The 20,432-nt window shown below is 67.9% G+C and carries 22 protein-coding genes; 7 read left to right on the forward strand and 15 right to left on the reverse strand.

Annotated elements, in window-relative coordinates:
* Positions 1 to 45: 45 nt before the first annotated feature.
* On the forward strand, positions 46 to 1,035 hold the full coding sequence (dmeF, locus tag RCO38_RS01300) for a CDF family Co(II)/Ni(II) efflux transporter DmeF (protein ID WP_308326502.1): 990 nt from the start codon (positions 46 to 48) through the stop codon (positions 1,033 to 1,035).
* 14 nt (positions 1,036 to 1,049) lie between these two features.
* On the opposite strand, the gene RCO38_RS01305 is transcribed toward dmeF, so the two are convergent.
* The 6 genes from RCO38_RS01305 to RCO38_RS01330 all read right to left on the reverse strand — a co-directional run bounded on the left by RCO38_RS01305 (position 1,050) and on the right by RCO38_RS01330 (position 6,459).
* Complete coding sequence (locus RCO38_RS01305) at positions 1,050 to 2,156, reverse strand: sulfate/molybdate ABC transporter ATP-binding protein (protein WP_308326503.1); 1,107 nt, start codon at positions 2,154 to 2,156, stop codon at positions 1,050 to 1,052.
* 19 nt (positions 2,157 to 2,175) lie between these two features.
* On the reverse strand, positions 2,176 to 3,177 hold the full coding sequence (gene cysW / locus RCO38_RS01310) for a sulfate ABC transporter permease subunit CysW (protein WP_308326504.1): 1,002 nt from the start codon (positions 3,175 to 3,177) through the stop codon (positions 2,176 to 2,178).
* Complete coding sequence (gene cysT, locus RCO38_RS01315) at positions 3,174 to 4,052, reverse strand: sulfate ABC transporter permease subunit CysT (RefSeq protein ID WP_308326505.1); 879 nt, start codon at positions 4,050 to 4,052, stop codon at positions 3,174 to 3,176. The genes cysW and cysT overlap by 4 nt, the downstream gene beginning before the upstream one ends.
* Before the next feature lie 152 nt (positions 4,053 to 4,204).
* The gene (locus tag RCO38_RS01320; RefSeq protein ID WP_308326506.1) at positions 4,205 to 5,200 is read right to left on the reverse strand and encodes a sulfate ABC transporter substrate-binding protein; all 996 of its coding nucleotides are present in this window, start codon (positions 5,198 to 5,200) and stop codon (positions 4,205 to 4,207) included.
* 103 nt (positions 5,201 to 5,303) lie between these two features.
* Positions 5,304 to 5,864 (reverse strand): RBBP9/YdeN family alpha/beta hydrolase, encoded by a 561-nt coding sequence (locus RCO38_RS01325; protein ID WP_308326507.1) that lies wholly within the window; start codon positions 5,862 to 5,864, stop codon positions 5,304 to 5,306.
* A 127-nt stretch (positions 5,865 to 5,991) separates the two neighbouring features.
* Entirely contained in the window at positions 5,992 to 6,459 is a 468-nt protein-coding gene (locus RCO38_RS01330; protein WP_308326508.1) for an Lrp/AsnC family transcriptional regulator, read from the reverse strand.
* Between the two features lie 224 nt (positions 6,460 to 6,683).
* Between RCO38_RS01330 and RCO38_RS01335 the strand changes: the two genes are divergently transcribed.
* The 4 genes from RCO38_RS01335 to mmuM all read left to right on the forward strand — a co-directional run bounded on the left by RCO38_RS01335 (position 6,684) and on the right by mmuM (position 9,931).
* Positions 6,684 to 7,469 carry a transporter substrate-binding domain-containing protein gene (locus RCO38_RS01335; RefSeq protein ID WP_308326509.1) on the forward strand — a complete coding sequence of 262 codons (786 nt, stop codon included), beginning with the start codon at positions 6,684 to 6,686 and terminating at the stop codon, positions 7,467 to 7,469.
* A gap of 68 nt (positions 7,470 to 7,537) precedes the next feature.
* The gene (locus tag RCO38_RS01340; protein ID WP_308326510.1) at positions 7,538 to 8,218 is read left to right on the forward strand and encodes an ABC transporter permease; all 681 of its coding nucleotides are present in this window, start codon (positions 7,538 to 7,540) and stop codon (positions 8,216 to 8,218) included.
* Entirely contained in the window at positions 8,215 to 8,916 is a 702-nt protein-coding gene (locus RCO38_RS01345) for an ABC transporter permease subunit (protein WP_308326511.1), read from the forward strand. The genes RCO38_RS01340 and RCO38_RS01345 overlap by 4 nt, the downstream gene beginning before the upstream one ends.
* A 40-nt stretch (positions 8,917 to 8,956) precedes the next feature.
* Positions 8,957 to 9,931, forward strand: a complete 975-nt coding sequence (gene mmuM, locus RCO38_RS01350; RefSeq protein WP_308326512.1) for a homocysteine S-methyltransferase — start codon at positions 8,957 to 8,959, stop codon at positions 9,929 to 9,931.
* Between the two features lie 45 nt (positions 9,932 to 9,976).
* Here the strand turns inward: mmuM and RCO38_RS01355 are convergent, their stop codons facing one another.
* The 6 genes from RCO38_RS01355 to RCO38_RS01380 are packed head-to-tail and all read right to left on the reverse strand — an operon-like array spanning position 9,977 to position 16,046.
* A complete protein-coding gene (locus RCO38_RS01355) occupies positions 9,977 to 11,311 on the reverse strand; it encodes a sulfatase family protein (RefSeq protein ID WP_308326513.1) in 1,335 nt (444 codons plus the stop codon).
* A complete protein-coding gene (locus tag RCO38_RS01360) occupies positions 11,308 to 12,408 on the reverse strand; it encodes an ABC transporter substrate-binding protein (RefSeq protein ID WP_308326514.1) in 1,101 nt (366 codons plus the stop codon). Before RCO38_RS01360 ends, RCO38_RS01355 begins: the two co-directional genes overlap by 4 nt.
* Positions 12,409 to 12,436: 28 nt before the next feature.
* Positions 12,437 to 13,270, reverse strand: a complete 834-nt coding sequence (locus RCO38_RS01365) for an ABC transporter ATP-binding protein (RefSeq protein WP_308326515.1) — start codon at positions 13,268 to 13,270, stop codon at positions 12,437 to 12,439.
* A gap of 19 nt (positions 13,271 to 13,289) precedes the next feature.
* On the reverse strand, positions 13,290 to 14,081 hold the full coding sequence (locus tag RCO38_RS01370) for an ABC transporter permease (RefSeq protein ID WP_308326516.1): 792 nt from the start codon (positions 14,079 to 14,081) through the stop codon (positions 13,290 to 13,292).
* A gap of 14 nt (positions 14,082 to 14,095) precedes the next feature.
* Positions 14,096 to 14,938, reverse strand: a complete 843-nt coding sequence (locus tag RCO38_RS01375; protein ID WP_308326517.1) for an ABC transporter permease — start codon at positions 14,936 to 14,938, stop codon at positions 14,096 to 14,098.
* A 28-nt stretch (positions 14,939 to 14,966) separates the two neighbouring features.
* The gene (locus RCO38_RS01380; protein WP_308326518.1) at positions 14,967 to 16,046 is read right to left on the reverse strand and encodes an ABC transporter substrate-binding protein; all 1,080 of its coding nucleotides are present in this window, start codon (positions 16,044 to 16,046) and stop codon (positions 14,967 to 14,969) included.
* A gap of 260 nt (positions 16,047 to 16,306) precedes the next feature.
* Here RCO38_RS01380 and RCO38_RS01385 point away from each other — a divergent pair, with 260 nt between their 5' ends.
* Complete coding sequence (locus RCO38_RS01385) at positions 16,307 to 17,176, forward strand: TauD/TfdA dioxygenase family protein (RefSeq protein ID WP_308326519.1); 870 nt, start codon at positions 16,307 to 16,309, stop codon at positions 17,174 to 17,176.
* A 24-nt stretch (positions 17,177 to 17,200) separates the two neighbouring features.
* The gene (locus tag RCO38_RS01390; protein WP_308326520.1) at positions 17,201 to 18,571 is read left to right on the forward strand and encodes an LLM class flavin-dependent oxidoreductase; all 1,371 of its coding nucleotides are present in this window, start codon (positions 17,201 to 17,203) and stop codon (positions 18,569 to 18,571) included.
* Positions 18,572 to 18,636: 65 nt separating this feature from the next.
* Here the strand turns inward: RCO38_RS01390 and RCO38_RS01395 are convergent, their stop codons facing one another.
* From RCO38_RS01395 to ssuE, 3 genes are read right to left on the reverse strand one after another with little or no spacing between them, the layout of a single operon-like run.
* Positions 18,637 to 19,563 (reverse strand): CysB family HTH-type transcriptional regulator, encoded by a 927-nt coding sequence (locus RCO38_RS01395; RefSeq protein ID WP_308326521.1) that lies wholly within the window; start codon positions 19,561 to 19,563, stop codon positions 18,637 to 18,639.
* A gap of 2 nt (positions 19,564 to 19,565) precedes the next feature.
* Positions 19,566 to 19,781, reverse strand: coding sequence for a TOBE domain-containing protein (locus tag RCO38_RS01400; protein WP_066150175.1), 216 nt, complete (start codon positions 19,779 to 19,781; stop codon positions 19,566 to 19,568).
* Positions 19,782 to 19,807: 26 nt separating this feature from the next.
* A complete protein-coding gene (gene ssuE / locus RCO38_RS01405; RefSeq protein WP_308326522.1) occupies positions 19,808 to 20,404 on the reverse strand; it encodes an NADPH-dependent FMN reductase in 597 nt (198 codons plus the stop codon).
* Positions 20,405 to 20,432 lie beyond the last annotated feature (28 nt).

Below are 20,432 nucleotides of genomic sequence, written 5' to 3' on the forward strand. Positions count from 1 at the left end.
GGGGCGCGTGCGGGACAATCGCGGCACCGTCCGCACGTCCGCGCCATGAACACCCTGCCCACGCCCACCAGCCGCCCGCCCCATTGCTCGCACGGTCACGCCTTCGACAGCGGCAACCCCGCCGCCGAGCGCGGCACGCGCCTGGTGATGTGGTTGACGCTGGCGACCATGGTGGTCGAGATCACGGCCGGCTGGTGGTTCAACTCCATGGCGCTGCTGGCCGACGGCTGGCACATGAGTTCGCACGCGGTGGCCATCGGCCTTTCGGCGCTGGCCTATGCGATGGCACGGCGCCTCGCAGCCGACCCGCGCTTTGCCTTCGGCACCTGGAAGATCGAGGTGCTGGCGGGGTTTTCGAGCGCCCTGTTCCTGCTGGGCGTGGCGGTGCTGATGGTGGTCGGCTCGGTCGAGCGCCTGCTGGACCCGCAACCGATCCGCTACGTCGAAGCCATGGCGGTCGGCGTGCTCGGGCTGGTGGTGAACCTGGCCAGCGCCTTCATCCTCGGCGGCGCGCACCACGGCCATGACCATGGGCATGACCACGGGCACGCGCACGGCGGACATCACGAGCACCACGAAGAGCACGACGGTCCCGGCCACCACGAAGACCTCAACCTGCGCGCCGCCTACCTGCACGTGATCGCCGATGCCGCCACTTCGGTGCTGGCCATCCTGGCGCTGGCCGGCGGCTGGTGGCTGGGCTGGGGCTGGCTGGACCCGGTGATGGGCGTGGTGGGCGCGGTGCTGGTGGCGCTGTGGGCCAAGGGCCTGGTCGTCGAGACCGGCAAGGTGCTGCTGGACCGCGAAATGGACCACCCGGTGGTCGAAGAAATCCGCGAGGTGATTGCCGGACACGCCGCCGCCCACGGCCTGCGCCTGACCGACCTGCACGTCTGGCGCGTGGGGCGTGGCGCCTGGGCCTGCGCGCTGACACTGGTCACGCACGACCCGGCGCTGACCGCCGACGCGGTGCGCCAGTGGCTGTCGGTGCACGAGGAGATCGTGCACGTCACGGTCGAGCTGCAGCGCGGCTGAGGCCGCGCCCCGGGTCAGGCCGGCTGCAGGAACACGCGCGCCTTGCGCGGCGACACCACCAGGATCTCACCTTCCTGGAAGCCGAGTTCGCGGAACTGCTGCGCCGGGATCTGGGCCTCGATCAGCGGGTCGTGGCCCTCGCGGGGTGCCGCGTCCACCGGCATGAGTTCCAGCCGGGCGATCGGGCCGACCACGATGGCGCGGTCCAGCCGGGCCACGATGCCGTGCGGGCGTCCCGCGGCATCGACCTCGCCACCGGCCTGGTAGCGGTGCACGTCCAGGTCGTGCGGGCGCACGTAGGCAAAGGCCTGGGCGTTCTGGGCGCTGGCGTGTTCGGGGGTCTGGATGGCGACGCCGTCCAGGTGCAGCAGGCCCTCGTGCGCGCGGCCATGGAACAGGTTCACGTCGCCCAGGAAGCCATACACAAACGGGCTGGCCGGGTGGTCCCACACGTCCTGCGGTGAGCCGACCTGCTCGACCACGCCCTGGTTCATCAGCACCACGCGGTCGGCCACCTCCAGCGCTTCTTCCTGGTCGTGCGTCACGAAGATGGAGGTGACGTGCAGCTCGTCGTGCAGGCGGCGCAGCCACCTTCTCAACTCTTTGCGCACTTTGGCGTCCAGCGCGCCGAAGGGCTCGTCGAGCAGGAGCACCTTGGGTTCCACCGCGAGCGCGCGCGCGAGCGCGATGCGCTGGCGCTGACCGCCCGAGAGCTGCGAGGGGTAGCGGTCGGCGATCCAGTCCAGCTGCACGAGCTTGAGCAGATCGGTCACCTTCTGGCGGATCTGTGCCTCGCTGGGGCGTTCGCCACGCGGCTTGACGCGCAGGCCGAAGGCCACGTTCTCGAACACGGTCATGTGGCGGAACAGCGCGTAGTGCTGGAACACGAAGCCCACGTTGCGCTCGCGCACGTGCACGTCGGTGGTGTCTTCGCCGCTGAAGTGGATGCTGCCGGTGTCTGGCGTTTCCAGGCCGGCGATGATGCGCAGCAGCGTGGTCTTGCCGCAGCCCGAGGGGCCCAGCAGGGCCAGCAGCTCGCCGGAATCGATGTCGAGGTTCACGTTCTTCAGCGCGTGGAAGCTGCCGAAGTGCTTGTTGACGTCGCGGATCTGGATGCTCATGGTGGTGTCCTCTATCGGTTCAGGCGGCGGCCACGGGGGCCGGCGCGGGCCGTGCGTTCGGGTTCTCGGGCGGCAGCTCGGCAGACGCTTTCAGCTCGCGTTCGTGGCGCCACTCGACCACGCTCTTGATCACCAGCGTGACCAGGGCCAGCAGGGCCAGCAGCGAGGCCACGGCGAACGCCGCGACGGACTGGTACTCGTTGTAGAGCACCTCGATGTGCAGCGGCATGGTGTTGGTCTGGCCGCGGATGTGGCCCGAGACCACCGAGACCGCCCCGAACTCGCCCATGGCGCGCGCGTTGCAGAGGATGACGCCGTAGATCAGGCCCCACTTGATGTTGGGCAGGGTCACGCGCCAGAAGGTCTGCCAGCCGGTGGCGCCCAGCACGATGGCGGCCTGTTCTTCGTCGTTGCCCTGGGCCTGCATCAGCGGGATGAGTTCGCGGGCGATGAAGGGGAAGGTGACGAAGATGGTGGCCAGGATGATGCCGGGCACGGCAAACACGATCTTGATGTCGTGCTCCATCAGCCAGGGGCCGAGCCAGCCCTGCGCACCGAACACCAGCACGTAGATCAGGCCGGCCACCACGGGCGAGACGGAGAACGGCAGGTCGATCAGCGTGGTCAGGAAGGACTTGCCTTTGAACTCGTACTTGGCGATCGCCCAGGCGGCCGCAATGCCGAACACCAGGTTCAGCGGCACGGCCACCGCGGCGGTGATCAGCGTCAGGCGAATCGCCGCCCAGGCGTCGGGCTCCTTCAGCGCTTCCCAGTAGGCGTCCCAGCCCTTGCGCAGGGCCTCGGTGAACACCGCCGCCAGCGGCAGCACGAGGAACAGGAACATGAACACCAGCGCGATGCCGGTGAGCGTGTAGCGCACCCAGGGCGCCTCGGTGGTGCCGCGCTGGGCGGTTCTGACGTTGTTCGTTTCCCGCCGGGCCGCCCCAAGGGAAACGGCACCCCCTTGGGGGGCAGCGACCGGCGCAGCCGCGGAGCGTGGGGGCTTGTGGTCTTGGCTCATTGGGAGTTACCTGCCGAACGCTTGCGCTGCCAGCCCTGCAGGCCGTTGATGATGAGCAGCAGGATGAAGGAGATGCCCAGCATCACGGAGGCCACCGCGGTGGCACCCGCGTAGTCGTACTGCTCCAGCTTGCCGATGATGATCAGCGGCGTGATCTCCGAGACCATGGGCATGTTGCCGGCGATGAAGATGACCGAGCCGTACTCACCCACGGCACGGGCGAAGGCCATGGCAAAACCGGTCAGCAGCGCAGGCGCGATGCTGGGGAAGATGACGCGGCTGAAGGTCTGCCAGCGTGTGGCGCCCAGGCAGGTGGCCGCTTCTTCCAGCTCCTTCTCGGCGTCTTCCAGCACCGGTTGCACCGTGCGCACCACGAAGGGCAGGCCGATGAAGATCAGCGCGATCACCACGCCGTTGGGGTTGAAGGCGAGCTGGATGCCGTGCGGCTCGAAGTACTGGCCGACCCAGCCGTTGCCGGCCAGCAGCGCGGTGAGCGAAATGCCGGCCACGGCCGTGGGCAGCGCGAACGGCAAGTCCACCAGCGCGTCCACGATCTTCTTGCCCGGGAAGGGGTAACGCACCAGCACCCAGGCCACCAGCAGACCGAACACCACGTTGACCAGGGCCGCGATGAACGAGGCGCCGAAGGTCAGGCGGTAGGACGCCAGCACCCGCGGCGAGCTGACCGCCTCCCAGAACTGCGGCCAGGTCATGCCGAAGGTCTTGAACACCAGGGCCGAGAGCGGGATCAGCACGATCAGGCTCAGGTACAGCACCGTGTACCCGAGCGTGAGGTTGAAGCCCGGCAGCACGCGCGCGCTGCGGCGAGGACCGGAAGAAGGAGCCGTCCCGGCGGACAGCGTGGCAGTGGTCATGGGAAGGAGCCCAAATCGGAACGAGTGACGTGTCTTGGAACAGGGGCTGCGGTGGAACCGGCTCCGCCGGGCCACTCGCACCGTCCCCCTGCCCAGCGCCGCAGGCGCGCCAGAGCGGGGGGAAGCCGCGTCAGCGGCGCAGGGGGGTGTGCTTATTTCGTCGTGTAGAGCTTGTCGAACTGCCCGCCGTCGTTGAAATGCACCTTCTGCGCTTCACCCAGCGAACCGAAGTACTGCTCGACGGTGAACAGCTTGATGGGTTTGAAGGCGCTGGCGTACTTCGTCAGGACGGCCTCGTTGCGCGGGCGGATGTTGTGCTTCGCGGCGATCTCCTGGCCTTCCGGGCTGTACAGGAAGTCCAGGTAGGCCTTGGCGTCGGCGGCCGTGCCCTTCTTGGCCACGGTGCGCTCGACCACGGCCACCGGGTTCTCGGCCACGATGGAGGCGCTGGGGTGGATGGCGTCGACCTTGCCCTTGCCGAACTCGTTGTCCACCGACACGACCTCGGATTCAAACGTCACCAGCACGTCGCCGATGTTGCGTTGCAGGAAGATGCCGGTGGCGTCGCGGCCACCGCGGGCCAGCACCGGCACGTTCTTGTAGAGCTTGCTCACGAACTCGGCGGCTTGCGCGTCGGTGCCGCCCTTGGCGCGCACCTGGCCCCAGGCGGCCAGGTAGGCCATGCGGCCGTTGCCACCGGTCTTGGGGTTCACCACCACCACCTGCACGCCGGGCTTGATGAGGTCGTCCCAGTCCTTGATGCCCTTGGGGTTGCCCTGGCGCACCAGGAACAGCATGGTGGACGTGGTGGGCGCGGCGTTGTTCGGGAATTTCTGGCGCCAGTCCTTGGCGACCACGCCCTTCTCGGCCAGGAAGTCCACGTCGGTGGTGGTGTTCATGGTCACCACGTCGGCGTCCAGACCGTCGGCCACGGCGCGCGCCTGGGCGCTCGAGCCGGCGTGCGACTGGTCGACCTTGATGTCCTTGCCGGTGGTCTTCTTGACATGCGCCACGAAGGCGGTGTTCAGGTCCTTGTAGAACTCGCGCGCCACGTCGTAGGAGACGTTGAGCAGCGTGGTCTGGGCAGAGGCGGCGGAGGCGGCGGCGAACGCGATGGCGCCGAGGGCGAGCTTGAGAGAGTTCTTCATGGGAATCGGGCTCCGATAGAGGGAATGCATGGCATTCTGAAACCAGGTCGTTCTGAATCAAACGACTTTGTTCTTGTTTTCTTATTCGGATACCGAATAAAGCTCAGGCCGCCAGCGGCAGCGGCCGGGCTGGCGTGATCTCGGCCCCCAGCGCCTGCAGCAAGGCCAGGCCCAGCGGCCACTCCCCGTGACCGGACTCCACATTGATGTGGCCGGCGTCGTTCAGGCGCATGAACTCGCTGCCCCAGGCACGGGCGTAGGCGCCCGCCAGACGCACCGGGCAGTACGGGTCGTTGCTGCTGGCCACGACGATGCTGGGGAACGGCAGGCGCTGGTAGGGCACGGGCGCGAAGTCGGCGAGCACGCCGCGGCGCTCGGGGTCGGCCGGCGCCACCAGCAGGGCCGCCCGGATGCGCGCCTTGATGGCGTCGGGCAGGTGGGTGGTGGCGATGCAGCCGAGGCTGTGGGCGGCGATCACCACCTCGCCCGGGGCTTGCTCGATGGTGCGGGACAGCTGGTGCACCCAGGGCCGCCGGAGCGGGCTGATCCAGTCGTCCTGCTCGACCCGCAGAACCTTGGGCAGTCGGTTGGCCCACAGGCTCTGCCAATGGCCTGAGCCAGAGTTGCGCCAGCCGGGAACGATGACAACGGTGGGAGAAGACATGCGGCGATTCTGGTCAGCACGCTTCCAAACACAAACGACTGAGTCGTAGTTTGCTTATGCGTATTCCGTCTATGACCGCCCTGGCCGCCCCTGCGCAAGGCGGATTGGCCAGGGTGCACGCGCTGCCTCAGGAAGAGACCGGCACGAACAGGCTTTGTTTCATGGTGTCGATCACGACGTGGGTGGTCATGCGCACCACCTGGGGGATGTGGGCCATCAGCCGGGCCGACAAGGCGTCGTAGGCCTTCACGTCGCTGGCCACCACCACCATCATGATGTCGAAGCTGCCCGTCACGTAGTAGACCTGCTGCACCGCCGGCTCACCCAGGGACCACTGGCGAATGCGTGGCAGGGCCTCGTAGTTGTCCTTGATCTCCAGCCCCGCCAGGAAATGCATGGTGTTGCCCACCGCCTGCGGGTCCACCACCGCCACCTCGGCGCTGATGGTTTTGTCCTGGCGCATGCGCCGCAGGCGGCGCTGGACGGCCGATGCAGACAGACCCACCGCCTCGGCGATCACCTCTGCATTGAGTTGGCAATCTTTCTGGACCAGGTCCAGAATCTTGCGGTCGAAAACGTCCAGGTCGCTGTCCATGCGGCGATTCTAGGCACAGCATCTGCAGGCCGCTGCCGCGCGGCACCACCATCCGATTCGCCGCCTGGCCGCGCCATGCACGGCGTTTTTGCCGCCACGCCGCATTGCGGGCACAGATACTTCCCAAGCTTTTTGCGCTGAAAAAACAGTTTGCCCGGCACACCGGGACGCTGGCGGCGCTGTTCTGTCGGGTGTTCGATGTGTTTTTTTCTGGAGATTGATGAATGAGTCGTTCGCTGTTGGGTTGGTTGGTCGCTGGCGTGGTGTCGGTCAGTGGTTTCGCACACGCACAGGATGTGGTCCGCATCGGCACCCTGTCGGACTACGCGCCGTTCGAATACCGCGATGCCAAAGGTGAGCTCAAGGGCATGGAGATCGAACTGGCCAAGACCATGTGCAAGCACATCCAGGCCAGGTGCGAGTTCGTGACGATCGACTTCGACGCGCTGATCCCTGCCCTGAAGGCCAAGAAGATCGACGCGGTGGTGGCCCAGATGTCGATCACCGACGAGCGCAAGAAGGAAGTGGACTTCACCGACCTGTTCACGCTGGCGCCGGTGCAGTACGTGGCCAAGGCGGGCTCGGGCATCTCCGACGATCCGGCCACGCTCAAGGGCAAGACCGTGGGCGTGTACAGCGGGTCGACCCACGAAACCTACCTCAAGAAGCGCCTGCCCAAGAGCACGTCGGGCATCGCCACCAAGTCGTACCCGTCGCAGGACCCGATCTGGCTGGACCTCGAAGCCGGACGGGTGCAGGCCGCCCTGACGGACACCACGGTGGCCCACGAATGGCTGGAGAAGACCGGCAAGGCCAAAGGCTTCGCGCTGGTCGGCAAGCCGCTGAGCGACCTGGCCATCTTCGGTGAAGGCACCGGCATCGCCGTGCGCAAGGGCGACCCGCTGCGCACGCGCCTGAACGGCGCGATCAAGCAGGTGCTGAGCGATGGCAGCTTCGCCGCAGAGAACAAGAAGGTGTTCCCCTTCAGCATCGCGCCGACCGCCAAGTAAGCGGTCGGGTGTCCAGGCCAGGCCCTCGGTTGCGATGGCCTGGTTTTTCTTTTTCCGGGTGTGAACGCATGGATGACTTGTGGCCGTACGCCGGTCAGTTGATGCAAGGTGCGTGGATCACCGTGCAGCTCGCCGTGTGCTCGCTGGCGCTGGGCATGCTGCTCGGCCTGCTGCTGGCGGCGGGCAGCCTGAGCCGGCAGACCTGGCTGCGCCGGGCCGTGATGTTGTGGACCGCCGTGCTGCGCGGCATCCCCGAGTTTCTGATCGTGCTGGTCTGCTACTTCGGGCTGTCCAACCTGATCAACACCCACTTCGACGGTGCCATCGACCTCAGCCCGTTCGCGGCCGGTGTGTTTGCGCTGGCCATCGTGTTTTCGGCCTACGCCGCCGAGGTGTTCCGTGGCAGTTTCGCGGCCATCCCCAAGGGCCAGATCGAAGCGGCGCACGCCCTTGGCCTGCGGCCCGTGCAGACCTTCTTTGCCGTGCGCCTGCCGCAGGCCTGGCGCATCGCCCTGCCCAGCCTGGGCAACCTGTGGCAGTCGCTGTTGAAAGACACCTCGCTGGTGTCCGTGGTCGGGCTGGAAGACCTGCTCAAGAAAGCCAACATGGCCGGGCAGGCCACCCACCAACCCTTTGTGTTCCTGCTGGCGGCCGCGGCGGTGTACTTCGTCTTTCTCCACGCGTCCCAACCGGTTCAGCACTGGCTGGAACGGCGGGCGGGTGCGGGCTTCGGACCGAGGGCCGCATGAGCCTCGAACCGCTGGAGTCCTGGCTGGGCCTGCCCCCCGACAGCACCCTGGAGGTCTGGGAAGGACTGGTCACCACCGTGCAACTGCTGACAGGGTCGGTGGTGCTGGCCTTCTTGCTGGCGGTGCCCCTGGCACTGGCGGCCACCTCGGGCCATGCGTGGCTGGCCCGGCTCTCGCGCGGCTACAGCGCCGCGTTTCGTGGCACGCCGCTGCTGGTGCAGCTCTTCATCCTGTACTACGGCGTCAGCCAGTTCGAGGCGGTGCGCAACTCGCCCGCCTGGTGGCTGCTGGAGGAGGCGTTCTATTGCGGTCTGCTGGCACTGAGTCTGAACCTGGCCGCCTACATGGCCGAGGACCTGCGCGCCGGCATCCTGGCGGTGCCCGTCGGCGAGAAGGAAGCCGCCCTGGCCCTGGGCATGAGCAGCCACCAGGTCAACCGGCGGATCGTGCTGCCGGCGGCCTGGCGCATCGCCACCCCCGCCCTGGGCAACGAGGTGATCGCCCAGCTCAAAGCCACCGCTCTGGTGAGCACCATCACCGTGCTGGACCTCACCGGCGTGGCCCGCCGCCTGTCCACGACGGCCTACACCACCGATGCCCTGGTCATGGCTGGCGTGGTGTACGGCGTCATCACCCTGCTGATCGTGCTGGCGGTGCGGCTCATCGAAAGACGGTTCGGCCCCGCCGGCCGACGCTAGACCGCCCGCCCCCGGCCTCCCCCTGAACTCGTACCAAGACATGAACATGCACACCCACCCCTTGCAGCAAGCCCTGACCGACCAAGGCCTCTTCGTGCTCGACGGCGCACTGGCCACCGAACTGGAACGGCGCGGCGCCGACCTCAAGGACCCGCTGTGGTCCGCCAAGCTGCTGATCGAGCAGCCCGACCTGATCCGCCAAGTCCATCTGGACTACTTTCTCGCGGGGGCCGACGTGGCCACCACCGCCAGCTACCAGGCCACCTTTGAAGCGTTCGCGCGGCGTGGCCTCGGCCACGAACAGGCGGCGGACCTGATGCGCCGCTCGGTCCAGCTGGCCTGCGAAGCCCGCGACGCCTTCTGGTCAGACCCGGTCCACCGCACAGGCCGACGCAAACCGCTGGTGGCCGCCTCGGTGGGGCCCTACGGCGCCATGCTGGCCGACGGCTCGGAGTACCGCGGCTACGACGGTGTGTCCCGCGAAGCCCTGGCCGCCTTCCACCGCCCCCGGTTGCAGGTGTTGGCCCACGCCGGAGCAGACCTGCTGGCCTGCGAGACCCTGCCCTGCCTGGCCGAAGCCCTGGCCATCACCGACCTGCTGCCCGAGTTCCCGGGGGTACAGGCCTGGATCAGCTTCTCGTGCCGCGACGGCGAACACAACAGCCAGGGCGAAGCGCTGGCGGACTGCGTGGCCGCGCTGGACAGCGTGCCCCAGGTGGCGGCGGTGGGGCTGAACTGCACCGCGCCCGAGTTCGTGCCCTCGCTGGTGGAGCGTGCCCGTGCGCGCACGAGCAAACCCATCGTGGTGTACCCCAACTCCGGCGAACACTACGACGCGGTGGGCAAGGTGTGGCAAGGAGAAGGCCAGGCCCACGACTTTGCCGCCCAGGCCATGCGCTGGCACAACCGCGGTGCCCGCCTCATCGGCGGCTGCTGCCGCACCGGCCCGGACGACATCCGCGCCTTGCGGCAGGCGGCCGCGGCGGCTGGAGCCCTCCAGCCAGCCGCAGCCTGACGCACGGGCGGTGTCCCTGGCATCGCCCGCCGCGCCACCCCAGCCTCACATCCCTCGCCGGTCCCGCTCGGGCGCGTAGCGGTCGGCCTGGATGTCGGGCGTCACGCCGTGCGTGAACACCTCGTCCGTGATGGGCAGGAACTGCGCATTCCAGTCCTCCCAGGCCCGGCGCAGGCGCGCGAACACCTCGGGGTGTTTGTCCTTGAGGTTGGCGCGCTCCAGCGTGTCGTCTTCGACGTCGAACAGGAACTCGTTCTGGTTGATGCGCAGGTACTTGAAGCGGCCCTCGCGCGCGGCGCGCTGGCGCTGCGCCTTGTAGCGCCAGAACAGGCGGCGTTCGTGCACCGGCGCCTCAGCTTGCAGCACCGGCAGGATGTTCTCGCCATCGCTGGGGCGGTCGGGGTGCGGCGCCGTGCCCGCGGCCGACAGCAGCGTGGGCAGCCAGTCCATGGTGATGGTGACCTGCTCGCTCACTTGCGGTTTCAGGCGCGCAGGCCAGGACAGCAGGGTCGGCACGCGGATGCCGCCTTCGAGCAGCTCGGTTTTCTGGCCGGTGAAGGGCCAGGTCTTGGAGAAACGCTCACCGCCGTTGTCGCTGGTGAAGACCACGATGGTGTTGTCGAAGATGCCCTTGGCCTTGAGCGCCTGCACCACCTGCCCCACCGCGGCGTCGAGCGAGCGCACCATCTTCGCGTAGGTGTGCAGGTTGCCACCGTCGTAGTGGAAGATGTCGGTCAGGTCGCGCGAGACGTGTTCGTCCTCCGGACCGACCCAGGGCCAGTGCGGCGCGGTGAAGTGCAGCGAGAGGAAGAACGGTTTGTCCTCACTCTGCTGGCCGATCCAGGACGAGGCCTCGTCGGCCAGCAGCTGCGTGTAGTAGCCCACGCGCTCGACCGGCACCTCGCCTTCGTAGAGATCGCGCGGCACCGCCGCGCCCACGCCCGGCTTGTGGGTGAAGTAGTCGATGGCGCCGCCGTAGTTGCCGAAGAAGCGGTTGTAGCCGCTCTTGAGCGGGCCGTAGTTCGGCAGGTTGCCCAGGTGCCACTTGCCGATCAGCGCAGTCTCGTAACCCGCATCGCGGAGCAGCGACGGCAGCGTGGGGTGGTCGGTCGGCAGGCCGTGCAGATGCGCGGTGCGCACCAACGGCTCTTCCAGCCCGCCGCGCAGGCGGTACTGGTAGCGCCCGGTGATCAGGCCGAAGCGCGTGGCCGAACACACCGCCGAGTTGGCATAGGCTTGGGTGAAGCGCACACCGCCGGCCGCCAGCGCATCCAGGTGCGGCGTCTGGTAGTGGGTCTGCCCGTAGACGCTCAGGTCGGCCCAGCCCAGGTCGTCGGCCAGGATGAAGACGATGTTGGGCTGGTTCGTGGCGCCGCTCATGCCGCACCCTTCGCCTTGCCGCTGGCGTCGGTCTCTCGCCAGGCCTTCTCCAGTTTCAGATCCTTGACGGCCTGCTGCACGAACTGGGGTTGGAACCAGGCCTTGACGTCGAAGCCCTCGCCGCGGATCAGCCCCAGGCGCAGGCCGTCGTTCAACACCAGCTGGTAGTTGGACTGGAAGCCGTCGTCCAGCAGCGGCGAGTAGCGCACCGCCAGTTGGTCGCCCGCCAGTTCCTCGCGGAACGACAGTTCGGGGTTGCCGCTGTTGCTGGCGTAGAGCTTGATGAGCGCGTCGCGGTTGGCCTCCTGCGAGGCCCAGGCCGAGGCGCGCACCAGCTGCTTGACCACACGCTGCGCGACCGGCGCATGGCCGGCCAGGAACTCCTCGGTCGCCAGCAGGCCGGAATTGATGGTGAAGGCCGGTCCCTTGCCACGCGTGAGCGGGAGGATGTTCACGCCCTTCTCGCGCAGGATGAACAGGTCCGGCCCGCCGAAGGTGGCGTCGATCTGGCCCGCCACCACCGCCGCCTTGGAACTGGGCCAGTCCATGTTGATGAGCCTGACGTCCTTCTCGCTCAGGCCGGCGGCGGCCAGCAGGTTGTCGAACGGGCGCTGGTAGGCCGTGCCCTTGAGCACGCTCACCTTCTTGCCCTGCAGGTCGGCGATGGTCTTGATGGTCGAGCCCGGCGCGGTGGCCAGGTAGCTGTCGGTGCCCCGGCCGGTGGCGGCGATGAAGCGCGTGGGCAAGCCGCGGGCCTTGTGGATCACCGAGGCCAGGTCGCCCAGCGAGACGATGTCCAGCTGTTTGGCCGCCAGCGCCTCGGCCACCGCCGGGCCGGCGCCGCGGAAGAAGTTCCACTGCACCTCGATGCCGTCCTTGGCGAACTCTTCTTCCAGCCATTGGTTGGCCTGCACGATGGCCAGGGTGCCCCCGCCCGGCGAGGGCTTGCCGGCGGTGCCCAGGTCGGGTGAACCGATGCGCACCACCCTGGCGGGCGAAGACTGTGCGCGGGCCAGCCACGGAGTGGCCAGGCCGGCGGCGGCGAGACCGGCCACGAATTGCCGGCGCTGGAGGGATGTCGGGAGATGGTTTTTCATGGGTGGACTCCGAAGTGGGGGAAAGAAGTCAGACGGCGAACTGCCAGGCACTCAGCCCAGGCCCGGGACGTTCGGCTTTCAGCGGGGGCTCGGCCAGGTCGGCGGCGCTGTGCTCGCCGAACTCGCGCAACACGCTGTCCTTGACGGTGGTGAAGGCGTAGGACGCGCGGTCGCGCGGATGCGCCAGCGGCACCGGCACGGTGCGGCGGATGCGGCCCGGGCGCGGCTCCATCACCACCACCTTGTCGCCCAGGTAGACCGCCTCTTCCACGTCGTGGGTGACCAGAATCATGGTGATGCCCTCGGTCTGCCAGATGCGGTGCAGCTCCTGCTGCAGGTGGGCGCGCGTCATGGCATCGAGCGCGCCGAAGGGTTCGTCCAGCAGCAGGATGTCGGGCCGGTTCACCAGCGCGCGGGCAATCGCCACGCGCTGCGACATGCCGCCCGAGAGCTGGTGCGGGTAGGCCTTCTCGAAGCCGCTGAGGCCCACCAGTTCGATGTGCTCGCGGATGGTGGCGCGCCGCTGGCCTTCGGTCAGGTCCGAGTTGAGCAGCCCCAGCGCGATGTTCTTTTCCACCGTCAGCCAGGGAAACAGGCGGTGCTCCTGGAACACGATGCCGCGGTTGAGGTTCGTGCCTTTGATGCGCGCGCCATCGAGCAGGATCTCGCCCTGGTAGTCCTCTTCCAGGCCGATGACCAGGCGCAGCAGCGTGGACTTGCCGCAGCCGCTGGTGCCCACGATGCTGACGAATTCGCCCGGTTCGATGGTGAGGTGGATGTCCTGCAGCACGGGCAGGGGCTGTCCCTTCACCTCGTACCGCTTGTTCAGGCCCCGGATGTCCAGGGTGCCGGCGTGTGCCATGGGTGTTTCTCCTTCTTGTTCAGTAACGCGCGACGGTGCGGTCGCGCCAGGCCAGCAGGCGGCGTTCCAGCGCAGACGTGAGGGCGTTGAGGGCGTGGCCCACCAGGCCGATCACGACCACGCCGAACAGCACCAGGTCCATCTCGAAGTGCTCGCGCCCGTCGATCAGGGTGTTGCCGATGCCCGCGCCCGAGGCCATCAGGTATTCGCTGCCCAGCGTGGCCAGCCAGCTGTAGATCAGCGCCAGCTGCACGCCGGTGAACACCGAGGGCGCGGCCGAGGGCGCGATCACGCGGGTGAGCTGCTGCCAGAGGCCGAAGCCGTAGACGCGCCCCACCTCGATGAATTCGCGCGGCATGCTGCGCAGGCCCTCGAAGGTGTTGAGCACCATGGGGAAGAAGGCCGCCATGGCGATGAAGGCGACCTTGGCGCCATCGCCCAGGCCGAACCACATCGAGAGCATCGGAATCCAGGCGAACAGCGAAATCTGCTTGAGCGTGTGGAAGGACGGACCGACCAGGCGCTCGGCCCAGCGCGACCAGCCCAGCAGCACGCCGAAGGCCAGCCCCGCGCTGGCGCCGAACAGAAAGCCCCGGGCGTTGCGCCAGAGGCTGGCGGACAGCGCGGTCCGGAGGTCTCCACTGGTGAGTTGCTGCACCGCGCGGTCCCACACCGCGCCGGGCGAGACCAGGAGTGGCGAAGTCGACCAGCCCGAGGTCACGGCCCACCACCAGAACAGCAGGATCAGCGCAGGCAGCACCCAGCCACGCAGGGCCGGCGGCACGATGGCCAGAGAACGTGTTCGCGACATGTCGGTCTCCTTGTTCACAGACCAGGCTTGCGCCAGCGCAGCAGCCAGGCCTCGGCCAGCGACAGCAGCTTGTCGATGGCCAAGCCCACGATGCCCACCGCCAGCACCGAGGCCAGCACCACGTCGAGCTGGAACAGCTGTCGGCCGTAGACGATCAGGAAGCCGATGCCCTCGGACGAGGCCAGCAGTTCCACCACCACCAGGGCCAGCCAGGCGTGGGTGAGGCCGTAGCGCACGCCGTTCCAGATCGGCGCCGTGGCGGCCGGGAACACCACGCGGGTCAGCAGTTGCCAGCGCGTGAAGCCATAGACGCGGGCCACCTCGACGAGGCGGTGGGGCACGCCCTGGATGCCCTGGCAGGTGTTGAGCGTGACCGGCACCAGGGTGGCCTTGGCGATCAGCAGGAACTTCAGCGCCTCGTCGATGCCGACCAGCAGCATCAGCAGCGGCAACCAGCCGATGACGGGCACCTGGGCGAAGGCCTTGAACAGCGGGTACAGGTAGTCGCGTGCGGTGGACGACAGCCCCATGACCGACCCCAGCACCAGCCCGGCCAGCAGGCCGATGCCGAAGCCGGTGAACACGCGCACCAGGCTGATCGTGAGGTTGCTCCAGATCTCGCCGCTGGCCAGCATGTCGGCAAAGGTCCGGGCCACCTGGGCCGGCGGCGGCAGCACCTGCTCGGGCGCCCAGCCCAGCACCGACGACAGGTGCCACAGCAGCAGCACCGCCAGCGGGAACGGCCAGGCCCAGAGCCATTGCAGCGGCGGGTGCCAGCGCCAGGACTGGGCCTGTCGCACGTCATTTGCAGGCACCGGCGACGGCAGTGGCGCGGTCACGCCAAGGGAAGAAGACATGGTGATGCTCTCCACTCAAGACGCGGCGTCAATTCGCCAACTGGCCGTCGGGTCCGTAGACCGGCCAGTAGGTCTCCAGCTTGAGTTCCTTGAGCGCCACGTTCAGGTAGCGGCGGTCGAACCAGCTGTCGATCTCGGGCACGCTGCGCGTGAGCTTGAGTGCTTGCGCGTCCTTGGCGGCTTCCTTGTAGCGCGAGACCAGGAAGGGGTCGAGCAGCGGCGAGAGGCGCACGCGCAGCGGCTGGCCGATGAAGTCCTCGCGCCAGATCTTTTCCGGATATTCCGTCTTGCCCCAGCGCTCGAACAGGTCGGCACGGTTCGCTTCGTTCGAGTAGCGGTGCGCCACCTTGACCAGCGCAGTGACGATGCGCTGCACGGCCTGCGGGTGTTTCGCGGCGAAGTCCTCGGTCACCAGCAGGTGGGTCTGGCGGGTGTACTTGTAGTTGTCGGCCGCGGCGGACCACACGATCTTCGCCTGTCCCTTGTCGCGCAGGTCGAAGGCGCCCACGTAGTCGAAGATGGCGTCCACGTCCTTGTTGAGCAACGCGGTGCGGCCACCGGCCAGGTCCAGGTTGATGAGCTTGAGGTCGCTCTCCTTCAGGCCGTGCGCGGCCAGCGCGGCGGACGCGGCCAGGTGCAAGTTGGTGCCCTTGAACAGCGCCACGCGCTTGCCCTTGAGGTCCTCGAGTCTGGTGATACCCGAATCGGGCTGTACCGCGAGGTACAGGCCGGTGCGCACGCCGCTGCCGGCGATCAGCTTGGTCTTCACACCGTTGGCGCGCGCCACGATGGCCGGCAGGTCGCCCTGCCAGGCGAAGTCCAGCTGTTTGTTGACCAGGGCCTCGTTGACAGCCGGTCCGGCGCCCTTGAAGAACACCCACTTGATCTCGACGCCGTCCTGACGGAACGCCTCTTCAAACGCGCCGTCGGTGTAGGCCAGCGCGGTGGTGGTGCCGCCGTGCCGGATGGGGTTGCTGCCCACGCCGCCGGTGGCCACACCGATGCGGATGACTTTCAGCGGTTCGGGCGTGGACTGGGCCTGCGCGAGGCCCGTGGTGGACAGGGTGAAGGCCAGTGCGAGCAGGCCCAGGCGTTGGCGTGGATTCATGGTTCCTCCGGTTGAATCGGTTGCTGTGGACCGACCGAAATCTACGGACGAAGCCTTGCTCGCGGAACGAATGAAAACGGATATCCAAACGCGGTGTTGTTGCGGTCATGAGCTCATCGCCGCACCGCATAAGAACCCCGTGTTTGCCGCGCATGCATATGCGAATCCCTTCGTTCACGGGGTGACACGCCAGGCCTAGCCTGAAAAAAGGACGCCGCATTCCGCACCGTCCGGCACAACACCCATTCCAAGGAGTTCCCATGTCCCAGCTCAACGATCTGCCCGGCACCTACTCGCGCTTCAAGGTCGAGCCCTACACCCCGAACATCGGCGCCGTGATCCACGGCCTGGACCTGCGCCAGCCGCTGGACGAAGCCACCCAGGCCGAGCTGCGCGACGCGCTCGCCCGCCACGAGGTCATCTTCTTCCGCGACCAGGACCTCACGCCCGAACAGCACGTGGCGTTCACGCGCACCTTCGGTGGCGTGGCCGAGGTCAAGGCCTTCTTCCCTCGCCTCGAATCGCACCCCGAGATCGAGATCGTCGAGAGCACGGCCGACAAGCCCAAGGCCGCCAGCAACTGGCACGCCGACATCACCTGGCGCGAACAGCCGCCGCTGGGCACCAGCCTGTACGCGCAGGTGATTCCGGCCACCGGCGGCGACACGCTGTGGGCCAGCCTGACCAAGGCCTACGACAGCCTGCCGCCCGCCTTCCAGGCCTACCTGGAAACGCTGACCGCCGTGCACACCTGGGAGATCAGCGGCTGGACCGAGTACCTGCTGCGCAAGGACGCCAGCGGCGAAGAACTCAAGGCCGCACGCGCCAAGTACCCGCCGGTGGAACACCCGGTGGTGCGCGTGCACCCGGTCACCGGCAAGAAGATCCTGTACGTCAACAGCACCTTCACCAGCCACATCAAGGGCCTGTCGCGCGCGGACAGCGACGCGCTGCTGACGCAGCTGTTCGAACTGGCCCGCGTACCCGAGTTCCAGGCGCGCCTGCGCTGGGCACCCGGCACCCTGGCCGTGTGGGACAACCGCTCGACCCAGCACTACGCGGTGGGCGATTTCTTCCCGCAGCACCGCAAGCTGCACCGCATCACGATCACGGCAGACCAGACCTTCTGATCGCCCCACAAGGAGGAACCCGACATGACCCAAGAGCAACGGCCACCCCAACGAAAGCTCCGCCTCGGCGCGTTCATCATGGCCACCGGCCACCACATCGCGGCCTGGCGCCACCCCGACGCGCAGGCCGATGCGGGCGTGAACATCGACCACTACATCGAACTGGCGCAGACGGCCGAGCGCGGCCTCTTCGACCAGGTCTTCGTGGCGGACAGCCCCGGCATCTGGCACCAGGGCGACCGCGAGTCGTTCAGCCGCCAGGGGCGCCTGTCGCACTTCGAGCCGGTCACGCTGTGGGCCGCGCTGTCGGCGGTGACGAAACACATCGGCTTCGTCGCCACCGCGTCCACCACCTATGAAGACCCCTACCTGCTGGCGCGCAAGTTCGCTTCGCTGGACCACATCAGCAAGGGCCGCGCGGCCTGGAACGTGGTGACCACCAGCGCCGAAAACGTGCACGGCAACTTCGGCCTCGACGCGCACCCGGACCCGGCCCTGCGCTACGAGCGCGCGCACGAGTTCGTCGATGTGGTCAAGGGTCTGTGGGACAGTTTCGAAGACGACGCCTTCGTGCGCGACAAGGCCTCCGGCGTGTACTTCGACCCCGACAAGCTGCACGCGCTCAACCACATCGGCAAGCACCTCAAGGTGAAGGGACCGCTGAACATCGAGCGCCCGCCGCAGGGCCATCCGGTGATCGTGCAGGCCGGCTCGTCGGAAGACGGCAAGGAGCTGGCCGCCGCCACCGCCGAAGCCATCTTCACCGCCTGGACCAGCCTGGCCGAAGCGCAGGCCTTCTACAAGGATGTGAAGGGGCGCCTGGCCAAATACGGCCGCCGGCCCGAACAACTGCTGGTGCTGCCGGGCATCTCCCCCGTGATCGGCCGCACCGAGGAAGAGGCGCAGGCCAAGTGGGCCGAGCTGCAGGCGCTGATCCACCCCAGCGTGGGCCTGGCCACGCTGGCGCCGTTCTGGCCGGGTGAAGACCTGAGCAAGTGGGACCTGGACGCACGCCCGCCGTACATTCCACAGCCGCCCAAGGGCGTGCACAGCCGCGCCCACGTGGTGCTGGAGCTGGCGCGGCGCGAGCGCTACACCGTGCGCCAGCTCTACGAGTACCTGGCCGGCGCGCGCGGCCACTGGGTGGTGGTGGGCACGCCGGCGCAGATCGCCGACCACATCCAGGAGTGGTTCGAGAACGGCGCGGCCGACGGTTTCAACGTCATGCCGCCGGTGCTGCCGCAGAGCCTGAACGAGTTCGTCGATCTGGTGGTGCCCGAACTGCAGCGCCGCGGCCTGTTCCGCACCGCCTACGAAGGCACGACACTGCGCGAGAACCTGGGGTTGGCACGGCCGGCGGGCCGCTGGGCCGAACGGCAACCGAAGGCCGCCTGAAGAATGGTTCGTGGGGTTGAAGCGGGGTCCCGCCAACTGGCGGGCTCCGCTTCTTTTTGGAAAGCTCAGGCGCTTTCCTGTGCCGCCATCACCGCCTCGCGCGTGAGCGTGGGCACGAAGGTTTCGATGAAACCGTAGGCGAAACCCGGCAGCCAGTGGTTGCGGCGCAGGCCCAGGCGCGTCAGGTTGATCTGGAACAGATGGCCGGCGTCAATGGCGTGCAGGTGCGCGTCGCGCTCTTCGTCGAAGGCGATCGAGGCCACGATGCCCACCCCCATCTCCAGCTCCACGTAGGTCTTGATCACGTCGGCATCCATGGCGGTGAGTACCACATCAGGCCGCAGACCCTCGGCTGCAAACGCATCGTCGATGTGCGAACGGCCGGTGTAGCCCACCTCGTAGGTGATGATGGGATGGGCCACCAGATCCAGCAGCGTCACCGGACGCCCCAGCGCGAGCAGCGGATGCCCCGGCGGCACGACGATGCTGTGGCTCCAGCGGTAGCACGGCAGCGTCACCAGCGGCGCGTAGCCGGCCAGCGCCTCGGTGGCCACGCCGATGTCGGCATCGCCCGAGAGCAGCATCTCGGCCACCTGTTTGGGCGAGCCCTGGTGCAGGTGCAGCGTGACGCGCGGGTAGCGCCGGCGGAAGTCGCGCACCACGTGCGGCAGCGCGTAGCGCGCCTGCGAGTGGGTGGCCGCGATCGACAGCCGGCCCTCGTCGCGGCCCTGCAGCTCCTGGCCGGCGCGGCGCAGGCTTTCGGCGTCCAGCAACACGCGCTGGATGATGGGCAGCAGGGCCTGGCCGGCCGAGGTGAGCCCGAGCAGCCGCTTGCCCGAACGCACGAACAGCTCGACACCCAGTTCCTCCTCCAGCTCGCGCACCTGCCGGCTCACGCCGGGCTGCGAGGTGTGCAGCACCGCAGCGACTTCGGTGAGGTTGAAGCCGCAGCGCTCGGCCTCCCGGACCGAGCGCAGCTGTTGAAAGTTCACCCTCAGACCTTGGCGATGGACACCTCGGTGGACTTCACCAGCGCGACCACGTCGGACCCCACGGCCAGCCCGAGGTCGACCACCGAGCGGGTGGTGATGACCGAGGTCACGACACCCCAGGGCGTTTCGACATCGACCTCGGACACGACGTCGCCTTTGATGATTTCCTTGACCTTGCCGCGGAACTGGTTGCGGACGTTGATGGCTTGAATGGACATGACAGAAGCTCCTTTGAAAAAATGGTTCAGACGCTGTAGAGCGCCTGGGCAAACGGCACCGGCCGGACCATGGCGGCGGGCGGGAGGCGCAGCCCCTCGTGCAGCAGGAGGTGCGTGGCGTCGTCCAGTCGCTGGGCGATGTCACCTTCGATGAGGTACTCGCCGTCTTCGTCCTTCGGGATCTGGCTGTCGGAGGCGTACACACCCGGCAGGATGTGGCGCGCCCCCAGCGACTGCAGCACCGGCCGCAGCGCGTAGTCGAGCGCCAGCATGTGGTGCGGGCTGCCTCCGGTGGCCAGCGGCAGCACCGCCTTGCCCTTGAATGCGCTTTGCGGCAGCAGGTCCAGAAAGACCTTGAGCACGCCGCTGTACGCGGCCTTGTAGACCGGCGTGGCGATCACCAGCGCGCGGGCGTTGGCCACCTGTTCGATGGCGCGGACGACGCTGGGGTGCCCCCAGTCGGCCAGCAGCAGCGCCTGCGGCGAAAGGTCGCGGATGTGCAGGCGGTCGACACGCAGCCGCCGGTCGTCGACGGCGGCGTGCAGGCGCTGCTCCACGCCGCCCAGCAGCGTGGCAGAGCGCGAGTGTTCGGTGGGACTGCCGGCGATCAGCAGGACGGACATGAAGGACTCCCTGGGGTGAGTGACAGCG

The sequence above is a fragment of the Hydrogenophaga pseudoflava genome, from assembly GCF_031020795.1.
Classification (GTDB): domain Bacteria; phylum Pseudomonadota; class Gammaproteobacteria; order Burkholderiales; family Burkholderiaceae_C; genus Hydrogenophaga; species Hydrogenophaga pseudoflava_A.